This window comes from Streptomyces sp. JLBJ103 (assembly GCF_058215575.1).
This window is the reverse complement of record NZ_CM177089.1, coordinates 5,400,643-5,416,955: the sequence shown is the minus strand read 5'-3', so window position 1 is coordinate 5,416,955 and position 16,313 is coordinate 5,400,643. Positions and strand designations below refer to the sequence as shown.

The window sequence follows — 16,313 nt, the reverse complement described above, 5'->3', positions numbered from 1 at the left end:
ATGGGGTGCGGATACAGGTGTCGCCGGGGTGGCGACCCGATCGGATTGCCACCCCGGCGACAGGATCAGGAGGACCTGTCAGGCGGCATCCTCGATCGTGGAGACACAGGAGCTGGCGCCGTTGGCGCAGGTGTCACCGCAGCCGTCACTGGTGGGGCAGTCCAGGTTGGTGATGGGGCTCTCGGAGACGACTACGTGAACATCCAGCTGGAACTCGTCGTCGCTGAGATCCCCGTCCGGCAGTCCGTTCAGCGCAGTGGCACCCTCGAGTACGGCAGTGGTCATGTGATCACTCTCTCTGTCCGATGGAATGGTGCAGGACGACCTGGCACAGCGCCGCGTTCTACGAGGCGGACCAGGAGACCGAGATCCGGCTGTGCTTCTTGTCGATGATCCGGTCGCCGGGGATCCGGTCATCGGGCGTGGCCGCCGGGTAGACGGCGATGCGGGGGCCGGGAGCGTTGCGGTACTGCTTGCCCCAGATGCGGACGATGTCGGCCAGCCGCTCGGCGAAGCCAGCCCCGTCGGGCCCGTAAGCGTGGAACCCGAACTCCGCGTTGTTCTTCTCCGGGTCGCGGCGAACCACGATGTATCCGAAGTTCGGGCCATCGACAGCGACCATGGAGAACCCGAGGCCAGTGGGACCGATGGCACCGGTAGACAGATCGGGATCGATGGTCATGCTGCAATACGTCGGCACCTGTGTCGCCATATACATCTGAAGGGTGCCGATGGGCTCGCGGCTGCCAACGGTCACCCCGGTCCAGGTCTCGGCACGGGGCGTGTCCAGAACGCCGTCCAGCAGCGCCGGGTTGGCGGGAGCCCCCTCGTCAAAGTGCAGCGTGACCCCTTTGTCTCCGGGTAGCTGCATCACCTGCTGCTTGTGCGAGCCCGTTCCCTGCACCGACACGAAGCCGCACACGTGGGCGCTGGTGGCAACCAGATGGTCGCTCTGCCGCACGAATCCGTAGGTGCGGGTCAGGCCGTTGATGCGGAGCGGCACGACGAGCCGGCCGCCCTCTTTGAGCTGCTCGGTCCAGGCGGGCGGGATATCCCATGCCCCGACGGTCACGATGATCGCGTCATAGGGGGCGTGGCTGGGAACGCCGTTCTCGGCGTCGGCAACGACGACCCGCACATTCGTGTAGCCGGTCGCAACCAGGAACTGCTGAGCGCGGGCGACAGGAGCCGAGTCGATATCGACGGTGGTGACCTGCCCATCGGCGCCGACCAGCTCGGCGATGTACGCCGCGTTCGGCCCGTTGGTGCCGATCTCCAGCACGTTGTCGCCGGGGCTGAGGTCGGCCTGCTCCAACTGCATCGCCTGGATCTGCGGAGCGGACACCGAGCTGGTGTGATTGCCGTGCTCGTCCTCCTGCGTGACCACAGCGTTGTAGGTGCTGTAGGCGTCGGCGAGCGATGCCTCTGGTACGGCCAGGTGTCGGGGCACCTTGCGCATTGCAGCCTCGACGCCGGGCGACACGATCGTGCCGTCCTCCTTGAGCTGGTCGACGACCTTGTTGCGGAGCTGGTTGGCCTCGTCGGGGTTCATGGTCACATCGGTCATAGAGGGGGATCCTTTGCGGGCTTCGCACAACTGCTCGGATATGTAAGCGAGTTGGCCTGGCGGCCAGCTGTGACGTTAGCCAGGGCGCTGCTCCTGGGTAGGGGCTACGCGCCGCCGGGCGGGATGACCATTGGAGTTCGGCTGAAAAGCAGTCTCGGAGATCATCACTGCTGTCCACCCAAAGCAGGGGGTGATCAAGGGCTTCACGGCAAGGGGGCCTCGCAGTGCGCTTGATCGGACGGCTGGCGTCAACGTCGTCGAGGAGGGCCAGCAGGTCGCACACGGCAGTAGCCAGGCATGCTGCGTGCCACAGCCGGAGTTCGAAGTGCGGATGGTGTACCGCAGCGCCCGTGATGGCCGTGCGCGCGACGAGGGCCGACAACTGCTGCTCCGTGGTGCTTGGCGGGACGGAGCCAGGTTGGGCCCGGTTGACCAGTTGATGAGCTGTCGCGCCGAGCTGGTCGATGACCTGATCCAGTGCGGCAGGCGCTGGCGAGAGCCGTGCGTTCCACCAGGCGCGCGTCCTGCGGGCCGCTTCTCGGATCTCGTCTTCCCGGAGACTCTTCACGTGCCCTGCTGGTTCGGGAAGCTTCGGCGGGTCGGTTCGCTTCACGGAGCCTCGACGCACGGTCAGCCGCTGGCGGCCATCACGCTCCAGCAGCCCCTCCTGGAACAGAAGACGCAGTGCGGCGGCGAACGGTTTGTCCCCAGTGACCAGGATGCGGCACAGCTCCCGTCGGCCCGGCAGCGCGGTGCCGGGAGGAAAGACACCTCCTGCTGCCAGTGCCCGCAGGAGTTGAGCGAGCTGGCGGGGCCTGTCGTTGAAGGGGTTTGCTCCAGGTACCCGTGCGCGACAGTTCGCCTGCTGCTCGATCACGCCCTTGCCAGCGAGATCAGATAAGGCCAGATGGACGCTCTGAAGAGGGAGGCCCAGGTCGGCCGCGATCCGGCCCGGTGCCAGGACGGCGCCAGGAGGGTAGGTACCGGATTCGACCCTCTGCTCGATCCGCTGAGCGACTTCTGCGACCGGCACGAACGGCGGCAGGGTGTCAGCCAGGGTGCGTAGCAGATCTCGGGCACTGCCCACGCGCACGACCAGCTTCTCGTACGAGACCTCGGTCGGCTGCGTAGGGCGGGTGACCGTCTCGATCAGCCGGTCCCACCGGGCCTGGTCCGCTGGTGAACCTGCTGCGGCTTCTCGGCGGCGCTCGGCCAGAGGCACCCACACACCGATGCGCCGGTCGATGAGGGCGTGGCCCTCGATCACAGCCGCGGATGAAGTCGCGGACCTCGCGCCGCCGATCTTCCCTACACGCAGCAGGTCAGCGCGCAACGCGCGGCGGGTGCCTGCCGAGTCCGCGGGGGATGAGCTGGGCTCGGCTGTGTGCTCCTGGTCCCGGACGCTCACGCCGCAGCCTTCTCCATCTGAGAGGGAGCCGCGACGCGGCGGGGCGGGACGACCTTCAAATCGGGCCGAAGTTGGCCGGTGTCGTCAAAGACCACGATGCCGTTACACAGAAGCACCCAGCCTTGCTCAAAATGGATCGAAATGGGCTGGGCTGCGCCCGCGTCGGTGGCGTCGGCGGCCGGGCACCGCGGTGTGTGCGAACACATGAGCAAGTCCTTCCTAAGTGGTGGGAGACGTCGTGCGGTGGTCGGAGATCGCCTGACGAGGGCACCGCCAAGACGCCGTGCTGCGGACGGAGGCGACTCTCGGATCCGGGTCAGTGGCCAGGTAGCGGGCGTACTCCTCGTCGAGGTCGACCGGGGTAATCCCGGTGAGCGCCGTGATCATCTGATGCGCCAGGACCCACTTCACCTCGCTGTCTTCGTAGCGCACCTCCATCGACCCATCGGGAACGAGCGTGCCGTCGAGACCGGGGTAGTAGTGGGTGCCAATGACGCCCTCGGGCATGGGGCTCGCGACGCGGAAGATGTGCACGCCGGTCCGCCTGATCCGGGGGCACCGCTCACGCGACTCCATGGCGCACGGCACGCAAACCGGTGGGTGGGTGGACGACGGACAGATGGAGGCGCCGGGTACGACGGGCTCCATCCACAGCACGCCCAGCTCACTGATGTCAGCCCCCAGCCCGCACACCTGGCACAGCAGCTGTTCCATGGCCTGCCGCTGACGGCGCGGATGGACCCCGGCCAGCTCAGCTGCACCCTGCCCGATGCGCTGCGCCTGCCGGGCCCACAGGGCTCCGAATTTGTCGCGATCGCCGGGGCCCTCGTTGAAGTAGAACAGCCCCCCGGGCAGGCGGCTCTCCAGCAGGTTGGTGCTGGTGCGCTCACGGCTCCAGGTCGCGATCCACGGCACGCCGGGTACCGCCGGAGCGTCACGGGTGGGCACGGGGGGCATGGCCGATCTCCTTGATGCGGTGGTGTGGAGGAAGTGGCGTGGCCAGCCGCCGCTCGGTGACTGCGGGCGAGGCGGCTGGGGCGCCAGCTCCCAGCGTCGGCGTTGGCTGGGCAGTGGCGCCGTCCTCTCCAGGGGTGTCCCGGGGCCCGCCGTACGGGCGCGTGCACGGTGGCCGCGCTGGGACTGAGAAGGACCCACTTGGAAAGGTCGCCGGTGCGTCGTATCCGGTCCGCACCGGCGACCGGCTCAGGGAACGGCGGCCCGAAGGGCTGCCAGCAGACGCCGAGCGGCCTCGACGTCTATCGAGCCGAGCTCGATGCTGGGCTCGTGACTGCATCGGATGCAGTCCGGGTGGGCGTACACATGGCCAAGAACGAACCCGGTGACTGCCTTATAGGAGTCGGCGAGCAGATCACGCACTCGTACGTGGTGAGCCCACACGGCCACACACCCCGTCGCCTCGGCCCCGGCCTCCACTTCATCTCGCGGGGCACCGAGCAGGATGGCAAGCTGCGCGGCGGTGGCCACAGAGACCTCGCCGAGCACGATGCGACCCCCGTGTACCTTCGGGGCCGGCACCTCCAGCTTGTGAGCGAGGAACGCCCTTCCAAGCTGCTCGGTGACCTTGAAGGTCCGGCGCATCCCCGCACGGATCAGACGGGCCAGCGCACCGGCTTCACGCACGTTGAGGGCATTGAGCCCGATGAGTGGACCGTGCGGCCCGATATCGGGGTCCAGCCCCTGGATTCCAGCCTGCCGGAGAGCGGACCGAAGCTCCTGCACTGCTGACACGAGTTCGGTGCGATCACTCTCCGAGAGCCTGATGGTCGTGCTGGTCATGCGGACCTCCGGGGAGAACGGCGGTACAGCGTGCGCGCCACCTGGCCAAGCGCCCAGGCCCGGCGGGGATCGCATAACGCAAGCTGAGAGGAACTGGTACAGACATCGATGAGCGGCAGGTACGAGACGGGGTGGACCACCAGCCACACCGGGCATGTGTCATTGCCCAAGCGGGCGGTGTAGGGCACACCTGCACTCAGCTTCTGAACGGTGGTGCTTGCGCCGTGGTGATCGCCAAGCCACGCCCACACGGTCCCGAAGGCTTCACGATCCAGGCCGACGGCAACCTTCCGTACGGTCGCCCTGAGCCAGGTGACCGCGCGGCCGGGGAAGCCGGTCGTCGTGCTCAGCACTACGGCGTCGGGCCGATCCGGTTCCGTGTAGATCACCTGGCACCAGTAGCCGCGGGGCAGCGTCATGCTGACCACCGTTCCTCGACGTGGGTGGAGCCAGCGGTGTCGGTCGTCTCGGCTGCCAGCACCTCAAGCACTTCTTCGACCGCCAGCGCCAGCCGACGCACATGTCCCCGGGCTGATGCGAGATCGGTAGGCGGGGGCTCGACCTCAAGCCGCTGTGCTCGCTTCACAATCGCCGTGAGTTCCGGACTCAGGGCTCCGGCGCCACGCTGGACAGCGATGTTCTGCAACTGACGCAGATGGCGGCCGATGCGGGGCGCCAGCTCCTGTACGTCCTCCATGGTGAGCAGGGCCGACTGCAAGCCGAAGGCCGTGTCCAGGTCGTCAGCGATCCCTTCGTCGTAGATGAACGAGTTGTGCAGGGGAGTGACGCACGCACGAACAGTCTCGGGAGAAGCCAAGCGAGTGGTCTCGACCTCCAGTTGCTTGGCCTGACGCCGCAGAAGCCCACTGGTCTGGCCGACCGCCACTTGCACCGTCGAGCGCCGCGATGTTGTGCCCCGATGGAGATTCACGCCCCCTCCACCGGGGTCCAGCCGGTCGCCCGGATGAGCACTGCCTGAAGTGCTCGTCGGTCGACATATGGAGCGGCAGCTGTAGGACAAGCCACCCACTCACTGCCGCTGTCATTGGTTCCGAGGGCAGGCAGTCGTACGGTCTCGTCCTTCCGAAGCTCCCTGATGCCAGGAGGCCATTTAACGGTCTCCTGCGGGTCCGGCATCACGAAGAAGAGGGTGACATCCGTGCCGAGTAGCTGCCGAAGGATCGGTCCGCTGCGCCCCGGAGCCGTCGCGCACAGATCATGTGCTGTGGCGATCCCGCGTTCTCCGGGGACGCGGACCACATCGAAGTGGGCTCCCGCCCGCACCATATGGACTCCGCTGGAAGGCAGCCACACCGGCCCCTCATGCACCGGACCCTGGTCACCCTCCAACGCTCCCGGCACAAAGGTCGTTTGCGTTAGACGAGGTTTGGAGATCATGTGTCACACACTGGTGACGGAGAGCCAGGATCGGTAGCTCTTCCCGGTGGACAAAGCGAACTGGGCTCCTGCGGTAGGACTTTGTACTGCCCTGTCCCGCCGCAGGGCCATAGTCGAAAGGAGGAGACCGTTGACCAGCGAGGACAAGGATGACAGGCCGCCGAGCTACGTCATCTTCGGTGCCCAACAGAAGCGCCTCCGCGAAGTTCGAGGGCTGAGCACCCAGGAGTTGAGCGACAAGATCCCGTACTCCGTTGACCTCGTACGAAAGATCGAAAGGGGCGAACGCCGAGCACAGCCGGACTACATCGAGGCTGTCGACACCGCACTCCAGGCCCATGGTGTCCTAGTCGTCGTAGGCGAACATCTGTCCAACCAGTACCTCTTCCCCGAGTGGTTCGAGGAGTACGTTCAGGCTGAAGCCAGCGCCCTCCGCATCGACATCTACGACACCCACGTGGTGAATGGGTTGCTACAGACCGAGGCTTACGCCCATGCAGTACTGAGCGCCCACCATCCGACTCTCGACGACGAGGAGGTCGAGGCCCGAGTCGCTGCCCGACTAGAGCGACAAGCCCTGCTACCCCGCAAGCCCACCTGCATGCTCAGCTTCGTCATCGAGGAGTGGGTACTTCGGCGTCCGATCGGAGGAAAGTCGGCGCTCAAGGTCCAACTCAATAAACTGATCGAGTGCGCTCGCATGCGGAATGTAACAATTCAGGTGCTTCCAACGGCCTGTGAGACGCACGCTGGCTTCGATGGCCCCCTCACGCTTCTGGAGACTGCTGAGGGCAAGCGGCTTGGATACGTGGAAGGGCAAGCGGGGAGCGACTGGATCGCAGCTCCGGACAAGGTCCGATCGCTCGAAGGACGGTATGGAATCATCCGGGGCCAAGCCCTCAATGCGGAGGACTCAGTGAAGCTCATCGAAGAACTGGCGGGGAACCTATGACCATCGAGCAGGCCACGATGCACGCCTGCGACGACCTCACTTGGGTCAAGAGCAGCTACAGCGGCAGTAACGGCGGGCAGTGCGTTGAGGTCGCAGCCCGACCCAACGCCATCCACGTACGGGACTCAAAGGACATCAGCGGCCCAAACCTCACCGTGTCACCACAAGGATGGGCGGCATTCATCGCCTTCGCCATCCAGAGCCCCGGCGTCGACTGACACCTCGCCCAGGGTGAGGCCTCCAGTAACGGTGGCTCCCAGATCGGCGCCTGGTGAGTAGGTACCGAGCCGGGAGCCACCGTGAAGAGCTTTCCCAGTAGGCACAGTAACGACACTGCGCCCAAGTCAGCCCAGTACGCCTTCAACTTACCTTGGCCTGCTGCCCCCCACGTCACCGGTAGCGGCGCACCGGCACCAGCCAGGTCACCCCCATCATCGCGTCACCATCGTCCTCGCCTTCGTCAGCGGGATCGTCCGGCGCCGGGGCCTGGCGAACCTGCTCGATCTGCCGCTCAACGCCTCGCAGGTTCTCCTGAAGGTCCATGGTCACCACGCCGTCCACGGTGAGCTTCAGAGGGTCGGCGAGGAGCTTGGCGCGCCGCTCGCCCAGCACCTCGAGGGCGACCGCTCGCACTGACCGCAGCCGGAAGAACCGGCGCTCCAGGTCAGCCGGGTCCGCATCCGGGCCGAGCTGTGCCAGCAGCCACGACCGCTGGAACTCATCCACCAGCACATCCTTCCCCACGCGACGTACGGCCCGGCGCCAGGTGCAACCCCCGGAACGGGCCGAATGAACGATCACGACGACGCGGACGAGGAGCGGGATCGCCGCGATGGAGCCTTCTTCGCCTCGCCCCCACCGACCTCCTCCTGCTCCGGCTCGGGCGCACCCCTTCCAGTGGTCAGGTCGGGCCCGCCCACCACGACCGGCACTGGCACCGGGGCGCACTCACCTGGCGCCACATCCCACGCATCCGGGTTCGTCACCAGCGCAGCGATCGTCGGATCAGGGCACTCACCAGGCAAAAGGATCAGTTCCTCGTGCGTGGCCGGGTCCTTCACATACACGGCAGCAATCAGGCGCGGCATCACAGCACCTTCGCCACAATGTGGGCGTCTGGGGTGTGCATCACCGGCATGCCGACAGCGGCGCCCTTGGTCCAAATCTGAACCGGGTCATCCTGCACACCACGGGTGATGATCAGGCCCGGGGCGTCCTCGCGGACGATCTCCGGGTTCGTGCCGCGCGAGAGGACCAGCGCCTCGGCTGTCACGCCGAGCATGGTCTGCGCCCACTTCTCCCGCTCAGGCGGCACCAGCACCCACAGATCCTCTGGCAGTACCTTGCGCGGCTTGCCGTCCACCCGCACCTGCGCCTTGTAGAAGGTGATCGGCGGCAGGCTGTAGTTGCCTCGCACGACGTTGATCTGCTGCGGGGTGAGCGTCGCCGTCGGTGTGGTCGATGGGTTCACCGACCCGTAGTACGCCGCTCGATAGGCGTTGTTCGCCGCAAGGTACGAGAAAGCCTTCCGGCTGGTGACCACCAGCTCCGGTTCGGGAGCGCCGATGTCGTCCAGGTGCTGAATCCATCGCAGCTCATCGGCGATCGGATCACTAGCCGGATCGGACCACGGCCGGGCGGCGACCGGCATGTTCTCCACGGGGACGTTCCAGTCCACTTCCAGCGTCAGCCCGTTCTCCTGCACCAGCGAGAACTTGCCATCCGCCAGCACGTCGCCAACGGCCAGCTCCAGCCGCGACCGGATGGCCTCGACGTGCCGCTCGACGTCGTCATACAGCAGCTCGATCAGCCGGTCCTGGTCCGAGCCGCGGGAGGCTTCGAGCAGGATCTGCTCTTGTTCACCCACCACGAGCTTCTGGCCCAGCGCAGGCAGCGCCCCCTCGCGGGAGGTCTGCCACGCCTCGCGGGTCGCGAACGGCACGGAGGCGTCGAACGCACGGTACTTTGCGACATTCACATACCGGCCGGAGTCCTTGACCCGCCACTTGACCTCCGGCAGCACCATCGTCGGGAAGATCGTCTGCGTGAGCAGGAAGTCCTTCGGGCTAGGTATCGCGCGGGCGAACGTCGTCAGGTCAACGACCTGGACGTCCTTCAACAGGTCCTGAATCGTCACAGCTCAGGCCCCGCTCACACGAACAGGATCTGTGCAGCGCGCGGGTGCCACGCCAGCTGCGACAGGTCGATGCCACCCGGGACGCAAGACGCCTTCACCGCGCCGTGCCACAGCAGCGCCGCCGGGACACGGGTCTGGCCCGGGGCGAACGGCACTTCCGCGAACACGAAGCCGCGCAGCACCTGGCGACCGCAGGACGCCTCCGGGTCGTACGGGCCCCACAGCTTCGACTCGGCGACCTTGCCAACCGGCACCCCGGAGAAGACCCGCCCGTACGGCTCACAGCCGTCAGCGAACTCGTAGTGCACGCCCTCGGTGAACAGGTTCAGATCAAGGGTGATGGTGTCGGTCGAGTCGGTGCCGTGCAGAGCCCCCAGCCACTCGCGATTGGCGGTGGTGTACTCGGACTTCGAAACGGGCTGAATGGACATGCTGTGTCTCCATGGACGATGCGGTCAGATTCCGCACACCGCCCAAGGGGGCAGTGCCGTCCACGAAGTCGAAGGGGCGTGGTCCCCACAGCTCTTGAGTCAGCGGGCGTCGCTGAACTCGGCGACGAGCCCGCGGCGGCGGGCCATCTCCAGACCCACCGCGCCCGGCTTCTGCACCGGAGTCGTGCGCGTCGGCCCACGCCCGGCCGGGGCGCCCGCGGGGGCCGACGGCACCGGATTGCGTACCTCGCCGAAAAGCTCCGGCCGCCGCGTCCGCAGCGCCTCGGCAGCCGCCTGGATCTGCACCTCGTCCGCGTCCTCGTCATCAGCAAGCAGCCGTTCGGCGTCGACGAGGTCCTCCCCCGACGCACCCAGCGACACCAGCGCCGCCCGCCGCAAGGCCGAACGCTCCCGCTCGGCCGCCAGCTCCTCACGACGAGCCGCCTGCAACTCCCGCTCAGCCGCTGCCTGTTCCCGGCGCTCGACCTCCGACAGCGCGGCCTGCTCGGCCTCCCGCTGCGCGGTGACGAACTCCGTCAGTGCTTTCGGCGTATCGAACCCGAGTGTCGCCAACATACGCTTGATCGCAGCCCGCTCACCCTGGGCCTTCTCCCGCGTCAGCATCTTCCCCAGACGATCCTGGGTCACCGTGACCTGCTGCTCCTGGCCACCGCCGTCAACGGCGTCGTCCAACTGGTCGTTCGTCTCATCCTCCGACGAGGCCCCGAGAATCGGGAAGATCGGCCGCCCATCACGGCGATAGCCGACAGGGCTGCGAGTCGGCAGGGGCCGGACCATACAACTCCTCCAGGTGCGCGCCCCCGCGCTGCCGATCAGTGTAGCCAGCAGCGCCGACAACGCCACCGACAGCCGCACACCACCCCACCCTCACGCGCCCCCGTCCCCGCCGCCGACCCGCTCGGGCAGGCGCTCGGCCGCATCCCCGCCCCCAGCATCACCCTCGTCCTCCGGCTCCCGCCCGTCCAGTTCCCCACGCCGTACCGCCGCCTCGGCCAGCCGCGCGGCCGTCTCCTGCTCAGCCTTGGCCCGGATGCGTACCACTTCCTGCGAGGCGTCGTCGATCGGATAGCCCGCGTCCAAGAGCATCTGCACCGCCGTCTCCAACGACAAAACGCCCGCCCCGTATGCCTGCACAACTTCCTCCAGCACCGCAGCCCTGTCCGTCGGCGTGTGGGGCGCCCACGCCAACCGCCCCGGGAACGACTCTCCGGCCGTCCACCCCTCGGCCTGCCCCGCCTGGAACAGCCGCTGCACAAACTTCAACAGCAACCGGTACTTGTGCTCCCTGGCCAGCCGCATCGACGCCACCAACGCATCCAGCGGCGCAAGCGCCAGTTTCAGCGCGTACCCCGACGGAACCTCCGAGGCATCCAGCGTCCCCAACCCCGCAGCCGTGATCCGCGAGTTGGCCGCGATCCGGTCCAACAGGTGCTCCACCCGCGCCCTCAGTTCCGCCAACTGCGGCGAAGTGTCCAGCGCATCCATGCGCCCGGACTCACCGAGCTGCCACACCGCCCCCGCCTCGACCTTCAGCTTCTCCGGCTTGCCCGTCGCCCGGTCCACCGGCAGCCGGGCCCCGGCCAGCCCGATGATCGGCGTTCCCGTCGTCGCCGAGGCGGCCGAGCTGTCCGAGTCGGTCGCAGCCAGCTCGTCCAGGCCCTGGAGCACGCGCGCAATCGCCGAGCGGCCCCAGTGCTCCCCACCGTCCGGGATCGTGTTCGTGATGTGGACGATCGGCACGAAGTCGATCATCAGATCCAGGCGGTTCAGCTCCGTGCCGTCCGCCCGGACCCGGAAGCTGGCCTTGTCCATCGGCAGCCGGTCCAGCGTCTCGCCGCGCTTCAAGTCCTCCAACAGCCACTCGGCATCCGTCAGATAGCACGTCACGTTCGACAACCGTCCCGGCTCCCACGGGTACCGCCGCACCGCCCCCTCCTCGCCCTCCGAGACCGGCCCCAGCTCGTAGGTCACCCGCCGCACCCTGGCCTTCAGCCCCGCGTCCTGATCCTCCGGCAGCTCCCACGCCAGGTGGACACGGGCCGGGAAGTCCTGGTCCTGGTCGTCGTCCCACTGCGGGAAGTAAAAGCCGGGGTCGTACACCCGCAACGTCGGCCGCTGCTTGTCCGGGTTCCACGCCAGCACGTACACGCTGTCGCCCAGCAGTACGGCCGCGCGTTCCGCCTGCTGTATCCGAAGCGTCAGCAGCTCCTTCTCGGCCCATGTCCGCAGGCGCTCCTGGAGCGCCGCGGCCTCCGTCGCACCCGGCTCCGGCACCTCGTCGTCGGCGTGCTCGGCCCCAGCCACGGCGATCCTCTGGTCCGAACCGAGCAGATAGCCCAGCGCCGTGTCCACCAGGTTCGCCGCGTCGCCCAGCTCGCGCCGCTCCAGCGCCGCCTCGTCGCCGGAGACCGCCGCGAGCTGCCCAGCCTGGTTGTTGTCGTAGCTCGCCAACACCTTGTACGCCGCGAGCCGCCGCATCTCATGCGGCGGCAGCCACGAGGCAGCCAGTTCGGGGAAAGACCGGCTCGCCGGTCGGCCGGCATCGGCCATAACCGGCTTGTAGTTCAGCCACGACCACGCATCGATCACGAACTGGCGCAGGCGCACAGGTCCCCTTCCGGCGTTTCGCCCCGCGCCCTGTCTAACAGGGTAGGACCACACCCCATCGAGGTACCACCGCCTACCACCCGGCATGGCTCTTCTTCAGAAGCTGAGTTCAGCGGACGCGACCAGACGCCATGGAGCGTGGCACCGAGTGGCGAGACTGAGTTGGCAGTAGCACGCTAGAAGGCAGGAAGCGATCTGAGGCTCATACGAGATTGTTCGATAATCAAGCGACAACCGTGCTCCCGGCATGTGTGGGGCAGGGACTCATGGACGCCGGTTCATACGGAACTTAGCAATACTTTTCGTCCACGGAGGCCGATATGGCCAAACCGCTATCTCCGCCTGAAGCCTTTGCTATCGCCAGAATTGCGGCTGGTGATGGTCCGATCGAGTCTCCCAGGCTTCTTCGGGAACTGGTCGAGTCCAGACTTATCGAAGATCAAGAATCTCGCGCGGCGCTTGAGACAGCGAAGGCGAACCCTCAATCGGACGCGGTCCTTAACCTGTCGGACCGAATCCGCAAGCGAGGGCGTGACAAGGAATTCCGGGCTACCGTACGCAGGTCGATCGGACATCGAAAGGATGTCGCGGCACTCGGCGTTGCCCTCCGGGTTGCAGATCTAGCCAGTGCTGATCAATCGAACGAACTGGTGCGTCTAGTCGCCTCACGTATTAATTCAGACCCTGCAGCAAGCGAGGCATTCAGGGCGGTAAAGGAAGACCCTAACGAGTTCACAAATGTCTCAAGCCTCGCACAGCACCTACGGTCCCACGTCGGCGATGCAGTGTTTCGTGCACGCGTGCGGGCCGCATGGACGCGTCCGCCCGGTCCTGGATTTCGACCGACTCCACCACCCGCTCCCGCTCCGTCGCCACCTCCGGGTCCGCCATTTCGGCCTAATCCCCAGCCGACTCAGCCTGCAGAACCACAAATGGGAGGAGACCGGTGAACGATCTAGCGAAAGGCGTCCTGGGAGGCGGGTGGTCACTGCTTGTCGGCTGGTTTTTGCCAACAAGTATTAACGTTGCCATCTTTTCAATACTGATCCTGCCAAGCCTGCAAGACAGGTCCTTCGATGCCCACGGCATCAAGGCAATCGCCAACAATCCCTGGGTGTTCATCGTCGCAGTGGTCGCAATTGGCATCCTTCTAAATAGCCTGCACAGACCCCTGTACCGAATACTCGAGGGCTACCTATTCTGGCCGAAATGCCTATATGAGTTGGCCGTAAAACGCCAGCGGACTCGAGTGTCGAACATCGAGAAAGAAATCAAAGAAGCAACAAGCGAAATCCAGCAGGCTCTTTCGCGGGAGAAGAGAAATACCTACCCTATAGACGTTGATAACCAGCTATGCCCTACTCGACTGGGAAACGCGATTCGTCGCTTCGAAGAATACGCCTTCAATCGCTTCACGCTTGACTCACAAACCCTCTGGTACGAGTTGTCCGTGACAGCTCCTCCACAAGTTTCCCGTCAAGGGGAGATCGCCCGGAGTTCGGTTGATTTCTTCGTCTCCCTCATATACGGACACACACTTCTAGCCCTGATTTCAATTGGGGCCTGGCTCGCTGGGGATCCAAATGCAGTAATCCTCATATTGACTACTGTTCTCGCTCTTGCGCTTTCGCGAGTATGGTATCTAGTGGCCGTCCAGTCGTGCCGCGAATGGGCAGCAACCCAGCAAGCCCTTGTCAATCTAAGCCGGAAGCCGTTGGCTGAGGCGCTAGGGTTGCGGCTCCCTGACACCATGGGCGACGAACGAAACATGTGGACCGCACTAACACTGTTCATCCAAGATCCATATGGTGCTGCCGGGACAAGCTTTGATCAATTCCGGGCACTCCCAGACGAAGATAAAATGCACGAGCTACCGGAGGGCGCCAAACGCCACGAGGAGCCAGAGCATGAAGATGCCCAGCAGGCACTACAAGAGGAGTAGTCTCGCTCGAAGCTGAATCTCATCTGCGGCCAGACAGTCGTTCATCTCTGCCGCGCTGTGGGACTGGCATCGTCGGATCGAGGAATAGATCCCACAGCGCCCACACCGCCGAATCCAACAAGTCCGGCGAGTCCTCCGTCTCCCCCAACCCGACGAACGTCATCATCTGCTCCTCCAGCTCCGCAAACAGTCGAGCCGGACCCACATGCGACACCCGGGCCTGCTCGTACAACTGCGCCACCGGAGCCGCCCGCGCCCGCTTCCCCCTCGTGGCGTGAACAATCCGCCAATTCACCGTCGGGTCCACCTGCTCCAACAGCGCGGGCAAGTAGTCGCCGCCATTGTTCGCCTCGATGACCACGCAGTCCGCCCGGTGCTCGTGATACAACGCGGCAGCCCGTTTCATCGCCTGCGTCGGCGTATACCGATCCTGCTCCGCATGCAGCAGGTACCCACGGGGCCGGTCGTCCCCAAACATCGTCTCCATCGGCCAGCCACGTCCCGCCACCGTGAAGGCCGTCCGGTCCGCGTCCTCGTGACTCTTGGTCGCCGGATCCACCGCCACCACCAGGCGCTGGAGGTCAGGCAGATGCTCGGACCGAGGCCGGAAACCCTCGACCTCCAGCATCCACGCCTTCCACAACGCGCCTTCCACGTCCTCAAGGAGCTCACCCGACAACTCCTGCCGCCCCAACCGAGTGCCTGCGTAGTCCTCCTCCAACTCCGCCCGCGCCGCAGCCGACAAGTTCGCGTCGTTCTCGCGCATGTGCCCTCGTGTGAGCACCACCCGCGGCGGCTCCCCGCCCTCGCGATGCTGCTTCTCCTGCATCCGGCCGCGCTCAACGAGCCGCTTCACGTGCGGCAACGGCTTCGGTGTCGTAGAGATCACGACCTGTGGCGACTCCGCCTCACGCAGGCAAAACCAAATCATGTCGTAAACCTCCTGCGCGGTATGCCGCGACCAGGCCGCGTACTCATCCAGCCAGGCTTTGTCGAACGCCCAGCCACGCAGGTTGTCCGGTGTCTCCGCGCCGAACCCACGGATCAACGTCCCGTTCTTCAACCGCAACGTCGTCTCACCCAACGACGAGTTGTACTTCGCCACCTCCTCGGGCGGGAACACCGACAACAGACCCGACTTCGGAGAGTCGAAGCAGATGTCCCTGACCAAAGTCGCGTTCTTCGCCACCACCGCGATCTGCAACCCCGGCGTCTTCGCCCACTCCCGAACCGCCTCCGCCGCCGTCCGCGACTTACCCCAACCACGACCAGTGAGCAGCATCCACACCGTCCACAACCACACCGGTTGCCGCTGCGCCGCACGGGCGTGGTGGTGAAGCCACCCCTCGTGCGGCAGCCCGTCGCAGTGCGCCACCTCGCACGCCCAGCGCCTGGCCGACAGCTCATCGGCCTGGACCAGCTCAGCGACCTCGGCCTTCAACTGCTCCAGGCTCATCAACCCCGGATCAGCGAAGCTCTCGATCATTCGAAGCTTCGCCCGGCCACGGCTCACTGCGCACCCTCCGCCAGACGCCGCTCCAGCTCGCGCTTCAACTGGTCCATGCGCGCCCGCCGTTCCTCATCCGACAGGGCAGCAACCGCCGTCCCTTGCTCGTCCGCTTCCACCCCTGTTCCCACTGGGACGTCACCGACCGCCCGCCGCTCGATCTCGGCCGCCACCTGGATATACCGAAGCAGCTCCGACGGCGACAGCTCACGCGGGTCGAGAGCCTGGAGCCTCGCCACCGCCTTGCTCTGTACCGCCTGTGCCAACTTCGCGTGCCGACGCGCAATGTCCTTCCGCGCCTGCGCCTGCTCCGCCAGGAAAACCCGGTCCTGCTCACGGTCGTACGCTGTAGCCCGCATCACCCATGCGAACTGCCGCGACCACCGGCCCAGCAGCGCACGGGATTTATGCAACTCCCGTGCCACCTTCGTGACACTCCGCGCCGGACCAAGACCGCGGTACACAGCGAACGCCTCGAACGCCTGGACCGACTCAGCCGCCTGCCGCTCCCAGGGCTCCACGGGGCTCTCAGCCACCGCTCACCTC

The 16,313-nt window shown here is 66.0% G+C and carries 19 protein-coding genes and 1 pseudogene; 4 read left to right on the top strand and 16 right to left on the bottom strand.

Translation table 11 applies throughout. From position 1 onward, the window contains the following. Window positions 1-78: 78 nt before the first annotated feature. From AC4BEG_RS23935 to AC4BEG_RS23925, 3 genes and pseudogenes are all read right to left on the bottom strand, one after another. Window positions 79-285, bottom strand: a complete 207-nt coding sequence (locus tag AC4BEG_RS23935) for an FxLD family lanthipeptide (protein WP_490701798.1) — start codon at window positions 283-285, stop codon at window positions 79-81. Window positions 286-343: 58 nt separating this feature from the next. Beyond that, complete coding sequence (fxlM, locus tag AC4BEG_RS23930; protein ID WP_490701797.1) at window positions 344-1,567, bottom strand: methyltransferase, FxLD system; 1,224 nt, start codon at window positions 1,565-1,567, stop codon at window positions 344-346. Between the two features lie 688 nt (window positions 1,568-2,255). Continuing rightward, window positions 2,256-2,444 (bottom strand): annotated as a pseudogene (locus tag AC4BEG_RS23925) (hypothetical protein); the annotation flags it as partial. A gap of 30 nt (window positions 2,445-2,474) precedes the next feature. On the opposite strand from AC4BEG_RS23925, the gene AC4BEG_RS23920 reads away from it, so the two are divergent. After that, complete coding sequence (locus tag AC4BEG_RS23920) at window positions 2,475-2,633, top strand: hypothetical protein (protein WP_490701796.1); 159 nt, start codon at window positions 2,475-2,477, stop codon at window positions 2,631-2,633. Window positions 2,634-2,971: 338 nt separating this feature from the next. Here AC4BEG_RS23920 and AC4BEG_RS23915 read toward each other — a convergent pair whose 3' ends face one another. From AC4BEG_RS23915 to AC4BEG_RS23895, 5 genes are all read right to left on the bottom strand, one after another. Next, window positions 2,972-3,181 carry a DUF5999 family protein gene (locus AC4BEG_RS23915; RefSeq protein WP_490701795.1) on the bottom strand — a complete coding sequence of 70 codons (210 nt, stop codon included), beginning with the start codon at window positions 3,179-3,181 and terminating at the stop codon, window positions 2,972-2,974. A gap of 13 nt (window positions 3,182-3,194) precedes the next feature. Next, a complete protein-coding gene (locus AC4BEG_RS23910; protein ID WP_490701794.1) occupies window positions 3,195-3,932 on the bottom strand; it encodes a hypothetical protein in 738 nt (245 codons plus the stop codon). A gap of 246 nt (window positions 3,933-4,178) precedes the next feature. After that, on the bottom strand, window positions 4,179-4,772 hold the full coding sequence (locus AC4BEG_RS23905) for a hypothetical protein (RefSeq protein ID WP_490701793.1): 594 nt from the start codon (window positions 4,770-4,772) through the stop codon (window positions 4,179-4,181). Beyond that, window positions 4,769-5,191: a hypothetical protein gene (locus tag AC4BEG_RS23900; RefSeq protein ID WP_490701792.1), complete on the bottom strand. Its 423-nt coding sequence runs from the start codon at window positions 5,189-5,191 to the stop codon at window positions 4,769-4,771. The genes AC4BEG_RS23905 and AC4BEG_RS23900 overlap by 4 nt, the downstream gene beginning before the upstream one ends. Then, a complete protein-coding gene (locus tag AC4BEG_RS23895) occupies window positions 5,188-5,703 on the bottom strand; it encodes a DUF6415 family natural product biosynthesis protein (RefSeq protein WP_490701791.1) in 516 nt (171 codons plus the stop codon). Before AC4BEG_RS23895 ends, AC4BEG_RS23900 begins: the two co-directional genes overlap by 4 nt. 597 nt (window positions 5,704-6,300) lie before the next feature. Here AC4BEG_RS23895 and AC4BEG_RS23890 point away from each other — a divergent pair. Both AC4BEG_RS23890 and AC4BEG_RS23885 read left to right on the top strand, forming a co-directional pair. Further along, window positions 6,301-7,122: a helix-turn-helix domain-containing protein gene (locus AC4BEG_RS23890; protein ID WP_490701790.1), complete on the top strand. Its 822-nt coding sequence runs from the start codon at window positions 6,301-6,303 to the stop codon at window positions 7,120-7,122. Continuing rightward, window positions 7,119-7,340, top strand: a complete 222-nt coding sequence (locus AC4BEG_RS23885; RefSeq protein WP_236076029.1) for a DUF397 domain-containing protein — start codon at window positions 7,119-7,121, stop codon at window positions 7,338-7,340. Before AC4BEG_RS23890 ends, AC4BEG_RS23885 begins: the two co-directional genes overlap by 4 nt. Window positions 7,341-7,512: 172 nt before the next feature. Here AC4BEG_RS23885 and AC4BEG_RS23880 read toward each other — a convergent pair whose 3' ends face one another. From AC4BEG_RS23880 to AC4BEG_RS23855, 6 genes are all read right to left on the bottom strand, one after another. Next, on the bottom strand, window positions 7,513-7,848 hold the full coding sequence (locus AC4BEG_RS23880) for a hypothetical protein (protein WP_490701789.1): 336 nt from the start codon (window positions 7,846-7,848) through the stop codon (window positions 7,513-7,515). A 71-nt stretch (window positions 7,849-7,919) separates the two neighbouring features. Then, on the bottom strand, window positions 7,920-8,210 hold the full coding sequence (locus AC4BEG_RS23875; RefSeq protein ID WP_490701788.1) for a hypothetical protein: 291 nt from the start codon (window positions 8,208-8,210) through the stop codon (window positions 7,920-7,922). Beyond that, window positions 8,210-9,259 carry a major capsid protein gene (locus AC4BEG_RS23870; RefSeq protein ID WP_490701787.1) on the bottom strand — a complete coding sequence of 350 codons (1,050 nt, stop codon included), beginning with the start codon at window positions 9,257-9,259 and terminating at the stop codon, window positions 8,210-8,212. The genes AC4BEG_RS23875 and AC4BEG_RS23870 overlap by 1 nt, the downstream gene beginning before the upstream one ends. A gap of 14 nt (window positions 9,260-9,273) precedes the next feature. Next, the gene (locus AC4BEG_RS23865; RefSeq protein WP_490701786.1) at window positions 9,274-9,690 is read right to left on the bottom strand and encodes a head decoration protein; all 417 of its coding nucleotides are present in this window, start codon (window positions 9,688-9,690) and stop codon (window positions 9,274-9,276) included. A gap of 99 nt (window positions 9,691-9,789) precedes the next feature. Beyond that, complete coding sequence (locus AC4BEG_RS23860; RefSeq protein ID WP_490701785.1) at window positions 9,790-10,566, bottom strand: hypothetical protein; 777 nt, start codon at window positions 10,564-10,566, stop codon at window positions 9,790-9,792. 12 nt (window positions 10,567-10,578) lie between these two features. Then, complete coding sequence (locus AC4BEG_RS23855) at window positions 10,579-12,318, bottom strand: hypothetical protein (protein ID WP_490701784.1); 1,740 nt, start codon at window positions 12,316-12,318, stop codon at window positions 10,579-10,581. Between the two features lie 946 nt (window positions 12,319-13,264). Here AC4BEG_RS23855 and AC4BEG_RS23850 point away from each other — a divergent pair. Next, window positions 13,265-14,260: a hypothetical protein gene (locus AC4BEG_RS23850; RefSeq protein ID WP_490701783.1), complete on the top strand. Its 996-nt coding sequence runs from the start codon at window positions 13,265-13,267 to the stop codon at window positions 14,258-14,260. 19 nt (window positions 14,261-14,279) lie between these two features. Here AC4BEG_RS23850 and AC4BEG_RS23845 read toward each other — a convergent pair whose 3' ends face one another. Beyond that, window positions 14,280-15,746 carry a phage terminase large subunit family protein gene (locus AC4BEG_RS23845; RefSeq protein ID WP_490701782.1) on the bottom strand — a complete coding sequence of 489 codons (1,467 nt, stop codon included), beginning with the start codon at window positions 15,744-15,746 and terminating at the stop codon, window positions 14,280-14,282. 23 nt (window positions 15,747-15,769) lie between these two features. Further along, on the bottom strand, window positions 15,770-16,303 hold the full coding sequence (locus AC4BEG_RS23840) for a hypothetical protein (protein WP_490701781.1): 534 nt from the start codon (window positions 16,301-16,303) through the stop codon (window positions 15,770-15,772). Window positions 16,304-16,313: the final 10 nt, after the last annotated feature.